This window comes from Nocardioides panzhihuensis (assembly GCF_013408335.1).
Taxonomy (GTDB): Bacteria; Actinomycetota; Actinomycetes; order Propionibacteriales; family Nocardioidaceae; genus Nocardioides; species Nocardioides panzhihuensis.
Map to the genome: position 1 here is coordinate 3,038,983 of NZ_JACBZR010000001.1, position 17,014 is coordinate 3,055,996.

Below are 17,014 nucleotides of genomic sequence, written 5' to 3' on the forward strand. Positions count from 1 at the left end.
GCCCTGATGCGTGAGACAACAACCCGCACCGGGCTCCTGGCCTGGGCCAGCGCCACACAAACCGCCTCGGGGCAGGCTGAGGCTCCAATCTCAGACCCCGGCCGCCGGGAAGAGCCCGTCCCACTCACCGAGTTCAGCGAAGGGGCGATGTGGCGGGGCACCCCAATGCCCCCGCTGACGCCGGAAGCGCGTCGCCGATTATGCGAGCGCGTGGACGCCGGACGTCCGATCTCGCATATCGCCGCGGAAGCCGGGATCTCTCGCCGCTGCCTGGTCACGTCGGTGAGCTCGCGGATCTCGATGGCACAGACCCTGAATGTGACGCCTCAGGAGTGGGCCTCGAGCCATTCGATCACGTCCGCGGTGATCGCGTCGCGATTGGTCTCGTTGAAGATCTCGTGGCGCGCCCCGGGGTAGAGCGTGACCGTCACGTCCGTCAGCCCGGCGTCGCGATAGCGCTGGCCCAGCAGCTCGACCAGGGCCCCACCTGCGGCAAGCGGGTCCGCGTCGCCGGAGACGATCGCGATCGGCAGATCGGAGCGGATGCCCTTCAGGGCCGCCGCGTCGCCCAGCCGCGCGGCACCGCCGAACAGCTGGGGCACGGCGGTGTCTGGGAGGTCGAACCCGGACAACGGGTCGGCGACGTACGCATCGACCTCGGCCTCGTCGCGCGAGAGCCACTCGTACCCGGTCCGGTGCTCGAACCCGGCGTTGAACGCCTCCAGTCCGATCGGGCCCTCGGCCTTCGAGAGCTCCGCGGCGAGCACGTCGAGTGCGGTCGAGCCGGACAGCACGACGCCATCGTAGAGCTCGGACCGGTCGAGGATCACCGTCTGTGCCGCGAAGGATCCCATCGAGTGCGCCACGAGGAACATCGGGACGCCGGGGAAGTCATCGCGCAGCGAGGCACCCACAGCAGCGACGTCGGCCACCAGTGCCTCGAAGTCGAAGTGCCCGAGCTGGTCGGCCGACGCGACGGACCCGCCGTGGCCACGGTGGTCGACGGCTCGGACGGCGTAGCCGGCCGCGACGAGGGCCCGGGCGAGACGGTCGTAGCGCTGCAGGTGCTCGGCGATGCCGTGGGCGACCTGCACGACGCCCCGCGGCGCGGGCAGTTCCTCCCCCCACGTCCGGACTGCGAGCGCCGTACCATCGGTCGGCGAGATGAATGTGGCGGTGCTGGACATGCGGCCTCCTGTGACTGGGTGCCCATGGTGCCACTTGCACGTCGGCCGGTCGCGTCATCGCGTGGCCCGGCGAATGGAGAAGTCACCATTCCTGGCGCTGCGCCCGAGGAAGGGCCACACGATGAGGAGCCGACCCGTGCCCGCCGACGGGACCGATCGCTCAGACGTTGCGGCGATACTGCCCGCCGGCCTCGAAGAACGCCTCGGTGACCTGGCCCAGGGTGCAGACCCGAGCGGCGTCCATGAGCACTGCGAAGACGTTCTCACCGCTCGCTGCCGCCTCCTTGAGCCGGGCCAGGGCCTCGGCAGCCTCGCTCCGGTGGGCGTCCTGGAAGTCGCGCACCCGGCGCAGCTGGGACTCCTTCTCCGAATCCGTGGCACGGGCCAGCTCGACGGTTACGTGGTCGGCCCCGTCCTCGGGGCGCCGGAAGGTGTTGACGCCGACGATCGGCAGCGTGCCGTCGTGCTTGCGGTGCTCGTAGAGCATCGACTCGTCCTGGATCTTGCCGCGCTGGTAGCCGGTCTCCATCGCGCCGAGCACGCCGCCGCGCTCGGAGATCCGCTCGAACTCGCGCAGCACCGCCTCCTCGACCAGGTCGGTCAGGTCGTCGATGATGAAGGAGCCCTGCAGCGGGTTCTCGTTCATCGCCAGGCCCCACTCGCGGTTGATGATCAGCTGGATCGCCAGCGCCCGACGCACCGAATCGGCGGACGGGGTCGTCACGGCTTCGTCGAAGGCGTTGGTGTGCAGCGAGTTGGCGTTGTCGTAGATCGCGATCAGCGCCTGCAGCGTGGTGCGGATGTCGTTGAAGTCCATCTCCTGCGCGTGCAGGGACCGACCGCTCGTCTGAACGTGGTACTTCAGCTTCTGCGAACGCTCCGAGGCGCCGTAGCGGTCCCGCATCGCGACCGCCCAGATCCGGCGGGCGACGCGGCCGATGACGGAGTACTCCGGGTCCATCCCGTTGGAGAAGAAGAAGGACAGGTTGGGCGCGAAGTCGTCGATGTCCATCCCGCGGGCCAGGTAGGACTCGACGTAGGTGAAGCCGTTGGCCAGCGTGAAGGCGAGCTGGGAGATGGGGTTCGCCCCGGCCTCGGCGATGTGATAGCCCGAGATCGAGACCGAGTAGAAGTTGCGCACCCCCTGCTCGATGAACCACTCCTGGATGTCGGCCATGCAGCGCAAGCTGAACTCCGTGGAGAACAGGCAGGTGTTCTGCCCCTGGTCCTCCTTGAGGATGTCGGCCTGCACGGTCCCGCGGACCGTCTGCAGCGCCTTCGCCGGGTCGATCCCGCGCTCGCGCGCCTGGTCGATCACGGTGTTGAGGAAGAACGCCAGCACGGTCGGGGCCGGGCCGTTGATGGTCATGCTGACACTCGTGGTGGGAGCGAGGAGATCGAAGCCGTCGTACAGCTCCTTCATGTCCTCCAAGGTGGCCACCGAGACCCCCGAGGTGCCGACCTTGCCGTAGATGTCGGGGCGCTCATCAGGGTCGCGGCCGTAGAGCGTGACCGAGTCGAACGCGGTCGAGAGCCGTGCAGCGGGCTGGCCCTCGGAGAGCATCTTGAAACGGCGGTTCGTACGGGCGGGGTCGCCCTCGCCGGCGAACATGCGTGCCGGGTCCTCGTTGGCCCGCTTGTAGGGAAAGACGCCCGCGGTGAACGGGAAGTGACCCGGCAGGTTCTCCCGGCGCCAGAACCGGACCATCTCGCCGTGGTCCTCGTACCGGGGCAGCGCCACCCGCGGCACCCGGTTGCCGCTGAGTGAGATCCGGCCCGGTTCCTCGGCGTACTCCTTCACGATGCCCGGCCAGGCAGCGATCCGGCTGGCGATCTCGGCGGGTACGTCTCGGCTGGTCGTCTCGGCCGCATCGCCGATCTCGGGGAGGTCGGCGGCCACCAGTGCGTACGCCTGGGCCCGGCGAGCCTGGGCCACCAGCTGCTCGGTGTCGGCGTGGTAGTCACGCACGGTCGCGGCGATATCGGCCAGGTAGCGCGCCCGGTCACCGGGGACCATCTCATGGGCGCCGCTGGAGTGCTTCACCGCGACCGGGGCGATGGTGCCCTCGGCGATGGCGAGTCCGTTCTTCGCCAACAGGCCACGGAGGTGCTGGTAAAGGGCCGTGACGCCGTCGTCGTTGAACGTCGCCGCAGAAGTGCCGAAGACCGGCATGTCCTCCCAGCTCGACCCGAAGTCCTCCCGGTTGCGGACCAGCTGACGGCCTACGTCACGCAGCGCGTCGTCGGCGCCGCGGCGCTCGAACTTGTTGATCGCGACGACGTCGGCGAAGTCGAGCATGTCGATCTTCTCGAGCTGGCTGGCGGCGCCGAACTCGGGCGTCATCACATACAGCGAGGTGCCGCGATCCTCCAGGAACGGGACGATTGCGGCGTCACCCTGGCCGATGCCGGGGGTCTCCACGATCACCAGGTCGAACCCGGCCGCGCGGACGATCGTCAGAACGTCCGCCAGGTGGTCGGGCACCTCGTGGGCGCCGCGGGTCGCCAGCGAACGGTAGTAGACCGGCCCCTCGACACCGTCCGAGGCCAGCGAGTTCATCCGGATCCGGTCACCCAGGAGCGCGCCCCCGCCGCGTCGCCGAGTGGGGTCGATCGCGACCACCGCGACGCGCAGCTTGTCCTCCTGGTCGACCCGCAGCCTCCGCACGAGCTCATCGGTCAGCGACGACTTGCCGGAGCCTCCGGTGCCGGTGATGCCGAGCATCGGCACGACACGGTCAGCCGCGGCGGCCTCGAGCCTGTCGAGTACGTCGGCCGGCAGCCGACCCTGCTCGGCGCCGGTGATCGCCCGGGCGACCGAGGTACGGTCGCCGGCGATCACCTCCTCGGCGCTCACCGGCCGCTGCGCCCACAGGTCGACGTCGAGGTCGGCGACGACCGAGTTGATCATGCCGGCCAGCCCCATCCGCTGGCCGTCCTCCGGGGAGAAGATGGTGACCCCGGAGGCGCGCAGCCGGGCGATCTCCTCCGGCACGATCACCCCGCCGCCACCGCCGACGACCTTGATGTGCCCGGCGCCGCGCTCGCGCAGCGACTCCACCAGGTATTCGAAGTACTCCACGTGGCCGCCCTGGTAGGAGGAGACCGCGATCCCTTGTGCGTCCTCCTCGATCGCCGCGTCGACGACCTCTTTCACCGAGCGGTTGTGGCCCAGGTGGATCACCTCGCAGCCCTGCGACTGGAAGATCCGGCGCATGATGTTGATCGCCGCGTCGTGGCCGTCGAACAGGGCGGCCGCGGTGACGATCCGGACGGGGTTTCGGGCGGTGTGGAGTTCGGTCACACCAAGATACTATGACGTCCAATCATTTTTCGGTAGTGGTTCGCTCACCAGTTGGTCAGCGGACCGGGTCCCCGGCATCCGCGCGCAGCAACGCCAGCTGCCGGGTCAACGTCTCGACGCCGTCGGGGTCGAGGCCGGGCGCCGTGAAGACCTCAGCGTTCAGCTCGGCCGTGGCGTCCTCGACCACGCGCACGGCAGCCGCGGTGAGGGTCGCCAGTACGACTCGGCCGTCCTCGGCACTACGGACTCGGGCGACGTACCCCTGTCTCTCCAGCCGGGCCACCGCGCTGGTCACGCTGGTCGGATGCACCTGGAGGAGCGACCCCAACCGGGTCATCGGCATCCGCCCGGCGCGCGAGAATGCCAGAACCCGGAGGATCTCGTAGCGGGCGAAGGTCAGGTCGTACGTCCTCAACACGGCGTCGATGCGCTCGATCATCAGCTGGTGAACGCGCACCAGAGAGGTCACCATCGCCATCCCGTCCGCAGCCTCGGCCCAGCCGTGCGCCACCCACTGACGGTGCGCTTCCTCGATCGGATCCATCTGCTCAACCTAGCGGCACGTGAAGCCGAACCCGAAAGAGCCCGCCCGCGAATTACCTGGATGTCCTCGTATCTGCCCGTAGGCACGGTCCTACCCGGAGGGAGGAGGACCTCACCCCCGCGAGGTGACGCTGGCCGACGACTTCGGTTCTACCGTCCATTGACAGACTCACGAGATGGAGTGAACGGATGAGCCGGACACGGCGCACAGCAGCACCTCGACGCGAGGCTCTCGCGTCCAAGCACGCGCGCCTGCGCGGGCACGAGCGACGCAAGGCACTGCGCTGATGTGGGGGTGGCTGGCACTGGCCATCGGCAGCGAGGTCACCGCGACCATGAGCCTGCGGAGCTCCCAGGGCTTCACCAATCTCGTGCCGTCGGTTGTCGTCGTCGTCGGCTACAGCTTTTCGTTCTATGCACTCTCTCAGGCGCTCGTGAGAGGGATGCCTGTCGCCACGGCGTACACGATCTGGTGCGGCATCGGGATCTCCCTCATCACTCTCCTGAGCGCAGTCCTGTTCGACGAGCGGCCGAGCCCTGTCCAACTGGCGGGGATCATCCTGGTCGCGATCGGCGTGGTCACACTTCAGGCCGGATCCGCCTGAGCCGCGTAGCTGACTCGACCGGCGCGTCCAAGTTCTCAAACCAACCCGCTGTTGACCCCGCTCGACCGAGCCGCCGGCCTCCAGGTCCGCAAGGCGCTGCCCGCGTTCACAACGTCACGGGGAAGTAGGTCTAGGCTGCCGCCTCCTCGACAGCAGTCTCTTGCCGCGTAGGGAGCCTGGGCGCGTCCAGCTGACCACGGAAGCGGCAGCAGGAGTATGCGATCGTGCCCAGTCCGATCATGCCCGCGACGATCTGCGTGACGGCCACAGCAACGCCGCCGGGCAGCCACCAGATCCCGGGGACCGGCCACCAGGACGGCGCCGGTGGACTCCAGGCCCAAAGAAACCCACATCCGATGATGCCGAGGGCCAGGGTCGCCGCGAGGACGATGCGCGGCCACGTCGCGACGCTGTGGGCGGCACCCTGGAGAGCGCGTCGTCGCACCGGGGCGAGCCAGCGCTCGGCCCAGGCGTGGTCTCGAGCCAGCAGCGTCAGGCCGGCGCACGTCATCAGCAGCCCGGGACCTGGGAGGACAAGGGCCGCGACGCCGGCTGCGACGAGCAGCCATGCCACCGTCTCGCGCAGCACCCGGCCGGTGCCGGAGCCCATGGCCGGTCCCAGGTCGCCGCGTGGCCGCCTCACTGCACCAGGTCGTCGATGCACTGGTTCCAGGCCAGCAGGTCGAGCCGGCTCACACCCTCCGCCGTGCACCGGGTGATGGCCTGGGTGAGGGTCAAGACCTGATCGACCGGTTCGTCGACAGGGCTCGGGAGCGGCTCGGCGACCTTCTCGAGAGTCCCCTCGACCTCTTCCTGCACCTGCTCGGGCGGCGATTCCGGAGCCTCCTGCGGAGCCGACGGCTCCGGCTTGGCCTCAGGCTGGCCTTCCGTGCCCGTCTGGTCACCAGCATCCGCCGGAGCAGAGCTCGGGTGATCGGTGGAACCGGCGCCGTGGCGGGCCGGCCGCCTTGGGCTCGGCACCTTCTGCCCATCAACAGACCCACCGCGACCCGACTGGTACGAGCCGTCCATGGCGGCCACAGCAGGCGCGATGTCGGTGGGAACAGCGGTGTAGCCGCCCTTGACGTACGCCCCCCGAGTGCGCAGCACCATGTCGGCGTAGGACTGCGAGTGGTTGTAGCGAAGAACCGCTGCACGACGACCGGCCTCGTCGCCAAGGTCACGGGGGCCCGAGCACAGGTACACCGCTGCCGCCAACGCAGCGTCATCGATGTCCTGGGGGTCCCGCCGCCCGTCCCCGTCGGCATCCACGCCGACGGACGACCACGTGGTGGGGATGAACTGCATCGGGCCGACAGCACGATCCCAGACCTCGTCACGGTCGTACTGCCCGGCATCGGTGTCCCCGATCGCCCGGGTCTTGTTCGTCCCGTCCAAAGGGATGCCGTAGATGCCCGGACGCGAGACACCGTCGGTGCCCAGCGTGTTGCCGTTGTAGCGGCCGTGGTCCGACTCCACGTGGCCCACCGCCGCGAGCAGCTGCCAGTCGAGGTTGCACGTCGCGTCGGCGGCATTGATGACCGTCTCGGCGCGCTGATAGGCAGCGAGCGCGGCGCTCGGGATGCCCTTGGCCGAAGAAGCCGCCACGACCTGCGCAGCACGCCTCTGCGGGACACCGACCCCGACGACAGCGGGTCGCGAGTAGCTCGCCGGGTCCTCGAGCGCCGCTGTCGGCACCGAGACATCCTCGGGATGCGCGGTCCGCGGCTCGTTCCCGCTGACGAACGCGTACGGGTTGGCCACATGGGCGGTCCATGCGACCGACAGGACGACCAGTGGGACCAGCGCGGCCACATGCCTCGGCACCTTCGTGGTCGACGCGTGGCTGGAACGGCGATCTGTGGTGGACATGGCGCCTCCGTAGGGGAATCTGCAGTCAGGTTCCGACCGTACGAAGGATGTGGCATCCGTCACATCACTCTGCGGGGGGTTACTCCACCCCCCGCAGGGGCAATCCACCTCAGGCGGGAGCGGTGCCCGCAGCGCGGGCGATCGCCTGTGCCCGGTTGGCTACGCCGAGCTTGCGGAGGATCTGTTTGACGTGCGACTTGACGGTGTCCTCCGCAATGACCAGGCGCTCGGCGATCACTCGGTTGGGCGCTCCCGCGACCATGAGCTGCAGGACTTCGGACTCACGAGCAGTCAGCTCCGACAGGAGCTCCAAGTGGTTGCCCGCGCCGAGCGAGCCGGTGCGCGGGACGACACCCAAGGACTCCGGCAGGGTGCGCAGCGCGGCATCCAGGATCGTGCCGACCTGTGCGCGCTGCGCATGGAACCGCTCCATGAGTACGAGCCGCTCATGGAGGCGGCCGAAGCCGTCGGCGAACGCCCAGACGAGGTCGCGGTCCACCTCGTCCGACGCCCGCGCGGTCGGGAAGTGGTCGCAGTGGATGAAGGCCACGACGGTTCCGCGCGAGCAGACGGGAGCCACGACGTAGGACCGGGACTGGCCCGCCTCCACGATGATGTCCTCGTGGACCTGGGTGCTGGCCGTATCCACGACGAGGGCTAGTCGCCGTTCGGTGAGCAGCCGGGCCTCAGGGGTGTGACCGTGAAGCGGGATCGTTTGGCCCACCCACTCGTCGAACCACGCCGCGTCGGCCTCGGCGAAGAACGCCTTGCGCGGCTTCCACGCGTTGTTCTCCACGCTGGAGATGGTGGCCCGACCGAACCCGCAGCGCGTAGCCAGCTCCTCGCACACCACGGCCACGAGGTCTTGTGCTGTGGGAAGGCCCCTCAGCCGGGCAAGGCCCTCGGCACAGTCCGCCAGGCGCCGGTTGCACTGGACCAGGTTCTCCTCGTGCAGATCAAGTGCCAGGACCTGCAGCTCCAGGGCGAGCCCGAACAGATCGCGGGCTCGGTTCTCGTCCCCCGACTCCTCGACCTGGGCCTCCTCCACGCACAGCCGTGCGAGCACAGTGAGCCGGTCCGGTGAGTAGTCGACACCAGGATCACCGACCACGAGGACGTCGGGCTCGACTCGGAGGGCCTCCGCCACCAGCTTCCGCAGATCGTTGGCACGAGCTCGGTGATAGCCGCTCAGCCGTGGGCGCCCGCTCCGTCCGCTGGAGGCGAAGACGGCGCTCTTCGCGGGGGCGACGACACTCATGCCACCGCCTCCGTACGAAAGGGCGAAGAATACGGACCCGGCGGCCTGAGGCCCGCGGTCGCTCGCTTGCGCTCGCTCATGACGCAACTCCGTTGAGGCCGCCACCGCGGACATACTTCGCGATCGCCTCCGCGCGGTTGCTGACCCGCAGCTTGCGCAGAATGTGTTTGACGTGCGACTTCACGGTCGTCTCCGACACCGTCAGCCGATCGGCGATCTCAGGGTTCGTTGCTCCGGAGACCAGCAACGCGAACACGTCCTGCTCGCGAGCGGTGAGCCCGCTCATCGCCCCGCGGGCAGCCGGCTGGCGCGGTGGCGGCAAGGTCGCGGTCGCCTCACTCGCAAGGATGAGCGGAGCGTCGCACAGATCTCCCACCGCCTGGCCGGCCCGGGCAAGTGCGGCCGAGATCTGCCGGCGCTGCTCGTCGAGCGCCCCGAGCAGCGCAAGACAGTCCAGGATCAACCCGAAACCGTCACCGAACGCACGCATGGTCACCCGGTCCGCCTCCACAAGGGGGGTGCCGGTGGCCCCGGTATCCGCGTGAAGCAAGCCGACCACCGCTCCCCCAGAGACGACCGGCGCGATCACGTATGAGTCACAGTGGGCGACCGTGATGAGTGGCGGGAACGTCCTCGTCTCGCTGGCGGCATCCGTCACGAGGGCCGTGACACGGCGGCGAACGATCTCAGCCTCGATCGACCCGCTGGCAAGTGGGAAGGTCGCACCACGGACCAGCTTGCCGAACGCCACGTCCACGGCAGACTCGGGATGGGCCGTGAACCACGCCTGGGGCGACCACGAGGAACTCTCCACACGCGAGAAGAGCACGCGGTCGAAGTCACCGGCCCAGCAGAGCTCGGAGGGGACGGCGCGCAGGACGTCGTCCAGCTCGGTCCCCGCCTGTAGGCGTTCCAGAGCAAGGCTCACCCGCCTGGCGGCCAAGAGCGGCGCCGGCCGAATGCGCTCACCGACGACGGCAGACGCGGCCTCGGTGGCCGCGAAGAGACTGGACTGTCGCTGGAGCACAGAACCGTCCAGCCCCAGCAGGCCAGGGCCCGACAGCGCCTCCAAGCCCGGAGTCGAGGCAGAAAGCGCGGCAGCAGCGGTCAGCGATCTGAGCCGCTCGGCGATCTCGCGCCGTTGCTCTTCCAGCTCGTCCCCCAAATGGTCGGAACTCGCGCCAGGGCAGCGCACAGAAGTCATCTTTGAATCTCCATCCCAACGTCGATGGAACTTGCGCTCTATTTACTTCGCAGCCCATAGTGATGTCCGCCACATTGTTTCGTCAAGCCCTCGAATGCTTGAACTGGGGGAAACTCTCGATTCCAGCCACGTATTCGGCGCCCCGCAAGGATCACGCCGTGGTTACGGAACGTGATGCGTGGTTTACTTAGTGGATTGACACGCCGGACACACGCACGCGGACGGCTCGAGGAGGACTGGTGACGGGCACGAGAGAGACACCGCCAGCGGAGCAGGTCGACCCGGCCGAGGATCCGCCGCGGCTCGACTTCGACCCGCACACGCTCGGCCTCGCCCGAAGGACCGTCACGGCAGCGGTCGTCGCGACCGCAGTCGTGCTCGGGCTGCTCGCATGGTCCCCATGGAGCAGCAGCGGCATGACCGAGGCCGACAGCGACGCCGTTCGCGCCCGCGATCTCGCGATCGAGGCTGCCGCCGAGGCAGCCATCGCCCTCAACACGGTTGATCCCCAGAAGAGCAAGCAGACCGTAGGCGACTGGCTCGAGGTGTCGAGCGGTGCGCTTCATCGTGACTTGGCGCGGCATCCCGCGCAGATCGCGGCAGACATTCGTCGCAAGGGCACAGCGACGGCCACGAAGGTCCTCGAGACAGCCGTCTCGGCTCTCGACCCGAGCGCAGGCCGGGCGACCGTGTTGAGCGTCATCGAGGTCCGCACCACGCCGCGCCATGGAAAGCCCACCGTCGCCGTCCGACGCCTCCGCATGCTGATGCAGCACATCGACTCGGCGTGGCGTATCACCTATCTCGAGACAGTGAGCAGCACATGAGGATCACCGTCCCTCGGCCACGACGCGCCCACGCCGTCCTGATGCTGACGATGGTCGTCGTCATCGGCGTCGCCATCGCTTTGGCCACCGAGTCCGGCAGCTCCACCCCGGCATCAGGTCACAACGTCGCCTTCGTCTCCAGTACGGCCACCGATGAGGTCCTCGAGATCGGGAGAACGACGGCAGCCGAGGTCTTCACCATCCGACCTGGAAAGGTCGCCGCCACCCGGCGACGAGCACAAGAGGCCCTCGTGGGCGACGCGGTCGGTCAGTACGACCGGCTGTACGGATCACATCTACGTGCCGCGGGGGCCCAGCGCCTCACCCTCACCACCACCGTCCGCGACGTCGGAGTCGTGTGGCTGAGAGACGAACGGGCCAAGCTCCTGGTCTTCGCGGACCAAGCAGCCTCAACCCCCTCCGGCCAGTCGGCCGTCGGCCCGGCCCAGTTCGCCCTTGACCTGCGGAACACCGACGGGACCTGGAAGATCTCTTCGATCCGTCTGCTCTGAGACACCCGTCGACCTCTCGAGACACTGCATCGCTCAGGCGCCAAGACGACAGCAAGTAAACGCCTATCGTCTAGGCTGGTGGCTTCAGCACCTTGGATGTGCCGTAAACTGGCGGATAAGTAAACCATGCGCAACCATCAGGTCAGCGACCCTGATGCTGTGGGAAAGTGCGGCTCGGGAGCACTCAGGGAGAGGGCGATGACGGAGCAGTTGCGACGTGCACCACTGAAGAGCACCCCTCGGCCGCGGGACCGCAAGCAACGGATCGTCGAGGTGGCAGGCCATCTCTTCTACCGACATGGGTTTCACAATGTGAGCACCAGCCAGATCGCGGCGGAGGTCGGCATCACCGCAGGTGCCCTCTACCGACACTTCAAGGGCAAGCAGGACCTGCTGAGCCACGCGCTGACCGACGGGTTCGACCAGGCGACGAGATTCGTCCTCGAGGGCTCGCCCGAGGACCTGGGTGAGGTCATCACGGGCATTGCGACCACAGCTGGAGAGCGGCGCTACATGGGTGTCCTGTGGAACCGCGAGGCGCGCTTCCTCGATGACGAGGCCCGTACTGCCATGCGGGCCAGGTTCTTCACCTTCATCGACGAGTTCTCACGACAGCTCAGGTCTGCCCGGCCCGACCTGTCCGCCGGTCAGGCTGACCTGCTCACCTGGGCGGCCCTGGCCGTGCTGACCAGTCCGTCCTATCACAGCACGGAGCTGGAGCCGGACGACATCATCGACATGCTCGAGCGCATGGCGCTCGCCGTATGCACCACGAGCCTCACCGGGAGTGACGATGGCGCGGAGCCGCAGCCCGTCCCGACAGTCGTCGGGCTGCGCCCGCATGGCCGGCGAGAGGCCATCCTGGCGGCGGCGACCCCGCTCATCCACCAGTTCGGCTACCAGGCCGTCTCCATGGAGGACGTCGGAGAGAGCGTGGGCATCAGCGGTGCGGCGGTCTACAAGTACTTCGCCAAGAAGTCAGACCTGCTCTCCGCGGTGATCGCACGTGCGTCCGAACCGCTCCAGCTCGGCGCTTCACGGGCGCTCGGACGGGCCCGCGACAGCGCGGAGGGCGTCACGAACCTGCTCGACGCCTACATCGAGTTCGCTCTCGTCCACCACGACCTCGTCGGCATCCTGGTCGCAGAGGTCACCAACCTGCCCGAGGAACACCGCCGTCAGGTGCGCCGCTCGCAGCACGACTACGTGGCGGAGTGGATCCGACTGGTCCGCGAGACCCGGCCCCAAATCGAGGAGCGACGCGCCCGCTTCCTTGTGCACGCGGTCCTCACGGTGGTCAACGACGTCACTCGTACGGATCACCTGCGCAGGCGCCGCTCGGTCGAGCAGGACCTGCAAATCATGTGCCGGCGGATCCTCAACGTCACGCTGTGACTCACCCTCAGCGCTCCCGAAAGGCCTCGAACGCCGACCGTGCCTTGTCGGAGCCGAGCACCAACGTCTGACTCAAGGCCTCGAGCTCCAGCGCGGACGGGAACGACCCGCTGGCGCTCTGGTGAAGGAGCTTCTTCGTCAGGGAAACCGCCAACCGCGACTCGGCGGAGATCCGGTGCGCCAGCCCTTGGGCGTGACTTCGCGCCTGGTCGGGTGTGTCGACGACGACGTTGACGAACCCCAGGTCGTACGCCGCGACCGCGTCGATCTCGTCCGCCAGCAGTATCAGCTCCTTGGCGCGCTGCATCCCGACGATGCGAGGAAGTATGAACGCCCCACCGAAGTCCGGCACCAGCCCTCGCCGCAGGAACACCTGGCAGAACCGGGCGCTCCTGGAACAGACGACGAGGTCACACGCGATAGCGAGGTTGAAGGCACCACCGTAGGCAACTCCAGACACCGCAGCGATGATCGGCAGCGGGCTCTCCCACACGGCCCTGGCCGCGCGCTGGTACGCCCGCATGAACCGCAGGATCGCGTCGTCGTCCGACGGCCCGTGGGCGCTCAGCACCCCTTCCGCGTCGCCTCCCGCGGAGAAGTGCTCCCCCGCCCCGGTCAGGACGATGGCATGGATGTTCTCGTCGCGCTCCGCCATCTGGATCTGGTCGTGCAGTGCGTTAGCCGTCGACTCTGCCAGTGAGTTGAGGGACATCGGCCCGTTCATCACGAGGGTCCGCACGCAGCCGTCGTCCACCACGTCGACGGTCGTCGCCATCAGCGTGCCGCCAGAGGGACGACAGCGAGGACCGCGAACACCCCAGCCATCACCAGCATCGACCTCGCACCCCGGCGGATCCGGCGCTCATCGCGCGCACGGCGCTCCTCTGAGAGTCCTGGGGGGACCAGGCGGGCCGGGTTGTTGGATCCCCACAGCCCGAGCGCGAGGGAGATCAGGGCGATGGCTCCACTCACGAGCGTCGTGCTCATGGCTGCTCCGTGGCCACTGCCGGTGGCTCGTTCGGGTCCTCGGGGCGGTAGGAGTCGGCGTACTCGACGTCGGCCTTCTTGATGCGGCCCTCGAGCCAGTCGCGCCAGGCCTCGAGGGCGCGCTCGGACCGCACGACATCGAGGGCTTGGTCCTCGACCTGGTCGAACGTCGGCTCCTTGCCGGGCACGATGCGGACGACCTGGCCGACATTCCACCCGAACTGCGTACGTACCGGACCGAAGACCGCTCCGCTCCGGGCTCCGAAGGCCGCCTTCGCGTAGTCTCCGGCCAGCGACCTCGCGGGGACCACGCCCAGTGCTCCACCCTGGTCCCTGGTGGCGTCGTCCAGGCTGTTGGCACGGGCCAAGGCCGCGAAGTCCTCGCCCTTCCGAGCCCGCTGCACCACCGCCTGCGCGTCCTTGTCGGTCCGGACCACGATGTTGCGCAACTCCCTGCCTTCGGGGGTCATGAACCGGTCCGGGTGTGCCTCGTAGTAGTCGCGGGCGTCGGCGGCCGTCACGTCCGCGGCCGCATCCTTGGTGATCTTCTCGAACAGCAGCGCGACGGCCTGCTGGCGCTTCACCTCGTCGAGCACCGCCGCCTCGGTCACCCCGAAGTCCGCGAGCAGCTCGGTGAACGCCTCACGCGGATCCGCGCCCAGTTGCGACGCCACCATCTGGTCGAGGGTGTCGCGGGCACGCTTGTCAGAGACCGCGACGCCCTTGTCACGCGCCGCGTCGTCGAGCACCATGCTGACCGCGACTGCCTTGGCGGTGTCGCGCCGGAAGGCAGCTCGGCCGTCCTTCTTACCGGGTTCCTTGATGCCGTAGAGCGCTCCGAGCACCTCCACACGCTCATCGAGGTCATCCTTGGTGACGACGGTGCCGTCGTACTCGAAGGCCGCGTCGTCCGGGAGGTCGCGGAGCTCGCGCACGCCGAGAACGGCTCCCGCGACCAGCACGGCCAGGACGAGTACGACTCCGACGGTCTTGGTGCCGAGTGGCCGCTGGGTGAGGAATACGGGCAGTTTCATACGAGCACCTCTTCAGGGGATTTCGTGGGTTCGTTGGCGGGCAGGCTCTGTTCCGGCCCCGGGGCTGAGGGGAGCATTCGGACGACGTGGGCCGCGACGAAGGACAGGGCAACGGTCGCTGCGAGGAACAGACCGAAGTCACGGATGACCGCAAGTCCCGAGAACGCCAGCGCGAGGTATCCGCAGGCGGCCGCGACCGCTGCCACCATGACGGACCGCCCGAGCAGGACGGTGCGCGACGCCTTCGCGGCGCCGAGGAGAATGGTAAACTCGCACGCCGTGGCCGTGGCCAAGGACCCGAGCGCCACGGTGAGCGGAGTCAGTGGGACGCCCAGCAGCCATGCACCAGCAAAGCCCCAGCCCGTGGCGAGACCGGCGGCCACGACCGCGCGGAGAGCGTCGGAACGCCGCCGCAGCCCCACCAGGAGGACGAGCCCGGCGGCGGCGATCCCCGCCAGCGCGTCGAGGTAACGGTTCCCGGACACCAGCTCGTAGCTGCGAGACGTCACCACGGGCAGTCCCGCGAGGTCTGCCTCGACTCCCGAAGGAGGGTCGGGGATGGCCGAGCGGAGGTCGGCGAGCAGCGTACGTTGGGCCTCGACGTCCTCCAGCTCGATCCCGAAGCTGAGCACCGCCTGCCGGCCGTCGCTGCGCATCACCGAACCACGCAGGTACGGCGGCAGCTGCTCGAGCCCCGCCCGGATCTGCGCGGGGGTCGGATCGTCACCCAGGAAGCTCAGCAGGCTCGGGAGGCTCACGATCGGGTGCAGCCTGTCACTGAACCGGCGTACGACCACCTCCTGCACCTCCCGCATCCATGCCAGCGACTCCGGGGACGTCACGTCACTGCCCCGGACCAGCACCTGCACCTCGCCGGCCGACCCCACGAGCTCCTCGGCATGGCGTACGTCCTCGAGTGCGGGAAGGCCCGCAGCCAACTGGTCGGGCTGCGACTCCACGTCGAGACCGGGCAGCGCGATCCAGCCTCCGAGGGCACACGCGATGGCTGCACCGACGATCCCGACCCTGGTCGCAAAGCCGTTGCGACCGGAGGGTTTCCTCACGGGTTCGCCAGCATCGCCCCCCGGCGACGGGGCGTCGTCCGGAGACAGAGGTTTGGCCCTGCGGGCCAGGATCAGGCCGACACCTGTGGCTGCCACGACCCCCGAGGCCAGCGCGAGGCCGAGGTCGCGTACGAAGGGCACAGAGGAGACGGCCAGGGCGCCGAACCCCGCGGCGGCCGCCAGAGCAGTGACCACCACCTGACGGCGGTTGGCCCCTCGGACCAAGTATGCGGGGAAGTCGCTGCCTGTGCCCAGCACGATCGGCAGGAACGCCACGACACCGAGGGACAGTGGGTGGTCGAGCCAGCCGAAGGCAGCCAGGACGCCGGCAACCGCCACTGTGGTAGCTACCAGGGGCAGAAGTCGCGCACGTCGAGGCGACAGCCACGGCAGGAGCAGGTAGCAGGCGAGGATCAGGACCAGGCCGATGCCTCCGAGCAGCGGTATCTCCCGCGTCAGCACGTCGCCGAGTCCTGCCGCGACAACCGGCATGCCGGTCACGGTCACCCGACTCGTCTCGAGCCCGGCCTTGTCGACCGACTCTTCGACCTCTTCGACGAGGCGCTCGGTCGCGGCCTGGTCCAGGCTTTCGCGGGGGCGGACGATGATCGCGACGGCGTCCGCGCTGGGCACGACGAACCGCCACTGCTGCCGTGAACGACCGTCCTCGTCGAACACGACTGCCTGGACGAACCGTGGGTTGCGAAGGGTCGGCAGCCCCGCCGGAAGGGCCTTGACCAGAAGGCTGCCGTAGCGAACGTCGTACGCCTTGATGGCCTGCTCCCCGGCCTGCTTGACCTTCGCGGGCGACAGCCCAGCCTTCTCGGCGCGCTGCTCGGCACCCGCGCGCAACGCGTTCCGCCGGCCGGCGATCGCGGCCATCATGTTCTGCGCTTGGCCCGCCACCTGGTTGAGCACCGTGCCGGGGCCGTAGACGACGGCCACGTCGGGAAGTTGCGCCAATCGGCCCTCGAGGCCGACGAGGCGCTCGATCTGGTCGCCCTGCAGCAACGACCGCGGTTCGTCGGTCTCGGCCAGGATGACGACGGGGTCGCCACCGAACGAGCGGGCAGCCTCCAGGGAAGCCTCCAGACCCGGGTCTTCCACAGGCAGCAGCGACTGCGTGGTCGTGTCGGTGCGGACCTGGGCGAGGCCCGCCACCACCACCGCTACCACGACGGCCATCAGGATGCCCCCACCCAGGAGCCGCACCTTCCCCATG

15 protein-coding genes are annotated in these 17,014 nt (G+C 68.7%); 4 read left to right on the plus strand and 11 right to left on the minus strand.

Translation table 11 applies throughout. The features are described 5' to 3' along the window. Nucleotides 1-326: 326 nt before the first annotated feature. The 3 genes from BJ988_RS14410 to BJ988_RS14420 all read right to left on the minus strand — a co-directional run bounded on the left by BJ988_RS14410 (nucleotide 327) and on the right by BJ988_RS14420 (nucleotide 5,035). The gene (locus BJ988_RS14410) at nucleotides 327-1,187 is read right to left on the minus strand and encodes an alpha/beta fold hydrolase (protein ID WP_179658595.1); all 861 of its coding nucleotides are present in this window, start codon (nucleotides 1,185-1,187) and stop codon (nucleotides 327-329) included. Nucleotides 1,188-1,347: 160 nt separating this feature from the next. Then, nucleotides 1,348-4,491, minus strand: coding sequence for a fused isobutyryl-CoA mutase/GTPase IcmF (gene icmF / locus BJ988_RS14415; protein WP_179658596.1), 3,144 nt, complete (start codon nucleotides 4,489-4,491; stop codon nucleotides 1,348-1,350). 55 nt (nucleotides 4,492-4,546) lie between these two features. Beyond that, nucleotides 4,547-5,035, minus strand: a complete 489-nt coding sequence (locus tag BJ988_RS14420; protein ID WP_179658597.1) for a MarR family winged helix-turn-helix transcriptional regulator — start codon at nucleotides 5,033-5,035, stop codon at nucleotides 4,547-4,549. A gap of 286 nt (nucleotides 5,036-5,321) precedes the next feature. On the opposite strand from BJ988_RS14420, the gene BJ988_RS14425 reads away from it, so the two are divergent. Further along, on the plus strand, nucleotides 5,322-5,639 hold the full coding sequence (locus tag BJ988_RS14425) for a DMT family transporter (protein ID WP_179658598.1): 318 nt from the start codon (nucleotides 5,322-5,324) through the stop codon (nucleotides 5,637-5,639). Nucleotides 5,640-5,769: 130 nt separating this feature from the next. Here the strand turns inward: BJ988_RS14425 and BJ988_RS14430 are convergent, their stop codons facing one another. From BJ988_RS14430 to BJ988_RS30155, 4 genes are all read right to left on the minus strand, one after another. After that, nucleotides 5,770-6,249 carry a PGPGW domain-containing protein gene (locus BJ988_RS14430; protein WP_179658599.1) on the minus strand — a complete coding sequence of 160 codons (480 nt, stop codon included), beginning with the start codon at nucleotides 6,247-6,249 and terminating at the stop codon, nucleotides 5,770-5,772. Between the two features lie 29 nt (nucleotides 6,250-6,278). Continuing rightward, nucleotides 6,279-7,511, minus strand: a complete 1,233-nt coding sequence (locus tag BJ988_RS14435) for a lytic murein transglycosylase (RefSeq protein WP_179658600.1) — start codon at nucleotides 7,509-7,511, stop codon at nucleotides 6,279-6,281. A gap of 109 nt (nucleotides 7,512-7,620) precedes the next feature. Next, nucleotides 7,621-8,769 (minus strand): helix-turn-helix transcriptional regulator, encoded by a 1,149-nt coding sequence (locus tag BJ988_RS14440; protein WP_179658601.1) that lies wholly within the window; start codon nucleotides 8,767-8,769, stop codon nucleotides 7,621-7,623. Between the two features lie 76 nt (nucleotides 8,770-8,845). Then, on the minus strand, nucleotides 8,846-9,973 hold the full coding sequence (locus BJ988_RS30155) for a helix-turn-helix transcriptional regulator (protein WP_218860873.1): 1,128 nt from the start codon (nucleotides 9,971-9,973) through the stop codon (nucleotides 8,846-8,848). 239 nt (nucleotides 9,974-10,212) lie between these two features. Here BJ988_RS30155 and BJ988_RS14450 point away from each other — a divergent pair, with 239 nt between their 5' ends. The 3 genes from BJ988_RS14450 (at nucleotide 10,213) to BJ988_RS14460 (ending at nucleotide 12,707) form a co-directional block, all read left to right on the plus strand. Continuing rightward, on the plus strand, nucleotides 10,213-10,800 hold the full coding sequence (locus BJ988_RS14450; RefSeq protein WP_179658602.1) for a hypothetical protein: 588 nt from the start codon (nucleotides 10,213-10,215) through the stop codon (nucleotides 10,798-10,800). Continuing rightward, a complete protein-coding gene (locus BJ988_RS14455; RefSeq protein ID WP_179658603.1) occupies nucleotides 10,797-11,312 on the plus strand; it encodes a hypothetical protein in 516 nt (171 codons plus the stop codon). Before BJ988_RS14450 ends, BJ988_RS14455 begins: the two co-directional genes overlap by 4 nt. A 198-nt stretch (nucleotides 11,313-11,510) precedes the next feature. Then, nucleotides 11,511-12,707 carry a TetR/AcrR family transcriptional regulator gene (locus BJ988_RS14460; RefSeq protein ID WP_179658604.1) on the plus strand — a complete coding sequence of 399 codons (1,197 nt, stop codon included), beginning with the start codon at nucleotides 11,511-11,513 and terminating at the stop codon, nucleotides 12,705-12,707. Between the two features lie 7 nt (nucleotides 12,708-12,714). Here BJ988_RS14460 and BJ988_RS14465 read toward each other — a convergent pair whose 3' ends face one another. From BJ988_RS14465 to BJ988_RS14480, 4 genes are read right to left on the minus strand one after another with little or no spacing between them, the layout of a single operon-like run. Next, complete coding sequence (locus BJ988_RS14465; RefSeq protein ID WP_179658605.1) at nucleotides 12,715-13,482, minus strand: enoyl-CoA hydratase/isomerase family protein; 768 nt, start codon at nucleotides 13,480-13,482, stop codon at nucleotides 12,715-12,717. Continuing rightward, a complete protein-coding gene (locus tag BJ988_RS14470; RefSeq protein ID WP_008357891.1) occupies nucleotides 13,482-13,694 on the minus strand; it encodes a hypothetical protein in 213 nt (70 codons plus the stop codon). Before BJ988_RS14470 ends, BJ988_RS14465 begins: the two co-directional genes overlap by 1 nt. Continuing rightward, nucleotides 13,691-14,728, minus strand: coding sequence for a peptidylprolyl isomerase (locus BJ988_RS14475; RefSeq protein ID WP_179658606.1), 1,038 nt, complete (start codon nucleotides 14,726-14,728; stop codon nucleotides 13,691-13,693). The genes BJ988_RS14470 and BJ988_RS14475 overlap by 4 nt, the downstream gene beginning before the upstream one ends. Continuing rightward, on the minus strand, nucleotides 14,725-17,013 hold the full coding sequence (locus tag BJ988_RS14480; RefSeq protein ID WP_179658607.1) for an MMPL family transporter: 2,289 nt from the start codon (nucleotides 17,011-17,013) through the stop codon (nucleotides 14,725-14,727). Before BJ988_RS14480 ends, BJ988_RS14475 begins: the two co-directional genes overlap by 4 nt. Between the last annotated feature and the right edge of the window lies 1 nt (nucleotide 17,014).

Excerpts from the sequence above, each read along its gene's own strand:
- BJ988_RS14410 (WP_179658595.1), bottom strand. The coding sequence starts at position 1,187 with ATGTCCAGCACCGCCACATTCATCTCGCCGACCGATGGTACGGCGCTC.
- BJ988_RS14420 (WP_179658597.1), bottom strand. The coding sequence starts at position 5,035 with ATGGATCCGATCGAGGAAGCGCACCGTCAGTGGGTGGCGCACGGCTGG.
- BJ988_RS14425 (WP_179658598.1), top strand. The coding sequence starts at position 5,322 with ATGTGGGGGTGGCTGGCACTGGCCATCGGCAGCGAGGTCACCGCGACC.
- BJ988_RS14430 (WP_179658599.1), bottom strand. The coding sequence starts at position 6,249 with ATGGGCTCCGGCACCGGCCGGGTGCTGCGCGAGACGGTGGCATGGCTG.
- BJ988_RS14435 (WP_179658600.1), bottom strand. The coding sequence starts at position 7,511 with ATGTCCACCACAGATCGCCGTTCCAGCCACGCGTCGACCACGAAGGTG.
- BJ988_RS14440 (WP_179658601.1), bottom strand. The coding sequence starts at position 8,769 with ATGAGTGTCGTCGCCCCCGCGAAGAGCGCCGTCTTCGCCTCCAGCGGA.
- BJ988_RS30155 (WP_218860873.1), bottom strand. The coding sequence starts at position 9,973 with ATGACTTCTGTGCGCTGCCCTGGCGCGAGTTCCGACCATTTGGGGGAC.
- BJ988_RS14455 (WP_179658603.1), top strand. The coding sequence starts at position 10,797 with ATGAGGATCACCGTCCCTCGGCCACGACGCGCCCACGCCGTCCTGATG.
- BJ988_RS14460 (WP_179658604.1), top strand. The coding sequence starts at position 11,511 with ATGACGGAGCAGTTGCGACGTGCACCACTGAAGAGCACCCCTCGGCCG.
- BJ988_RS14465 (WP_179658605.1), bottom strand. The coding sequence starts at position 13,482 with ATGGCGACGACCGTCGACGTGGTGGACGACGGCTGCGTGCGGACCCTC.
- BJ988_RS14470 (WP_008357891.1), bottom strand. The coding sequence starts at position 13,694 with ATGAGCACGACGCTCGTGAGTGGAGCCATCGCCCTGATCTCCCTCGCG.
- BJ988_RS14475 (WP_179658606.1), bottom strand. The coding sequence starts at position 14,728 with ATGAAACTGCCCGTATTCCTCACCCAGCGGCCACTCGGCACCAAGACC.
- BJ988_RS14480 (WP_179658607.1), bottom strand. The coding sequence starts at position 17,013 with ATGGGGAAGGTGCGGCTCCTGGGTGGGGGCATCCTGATGGCCGTCGTG.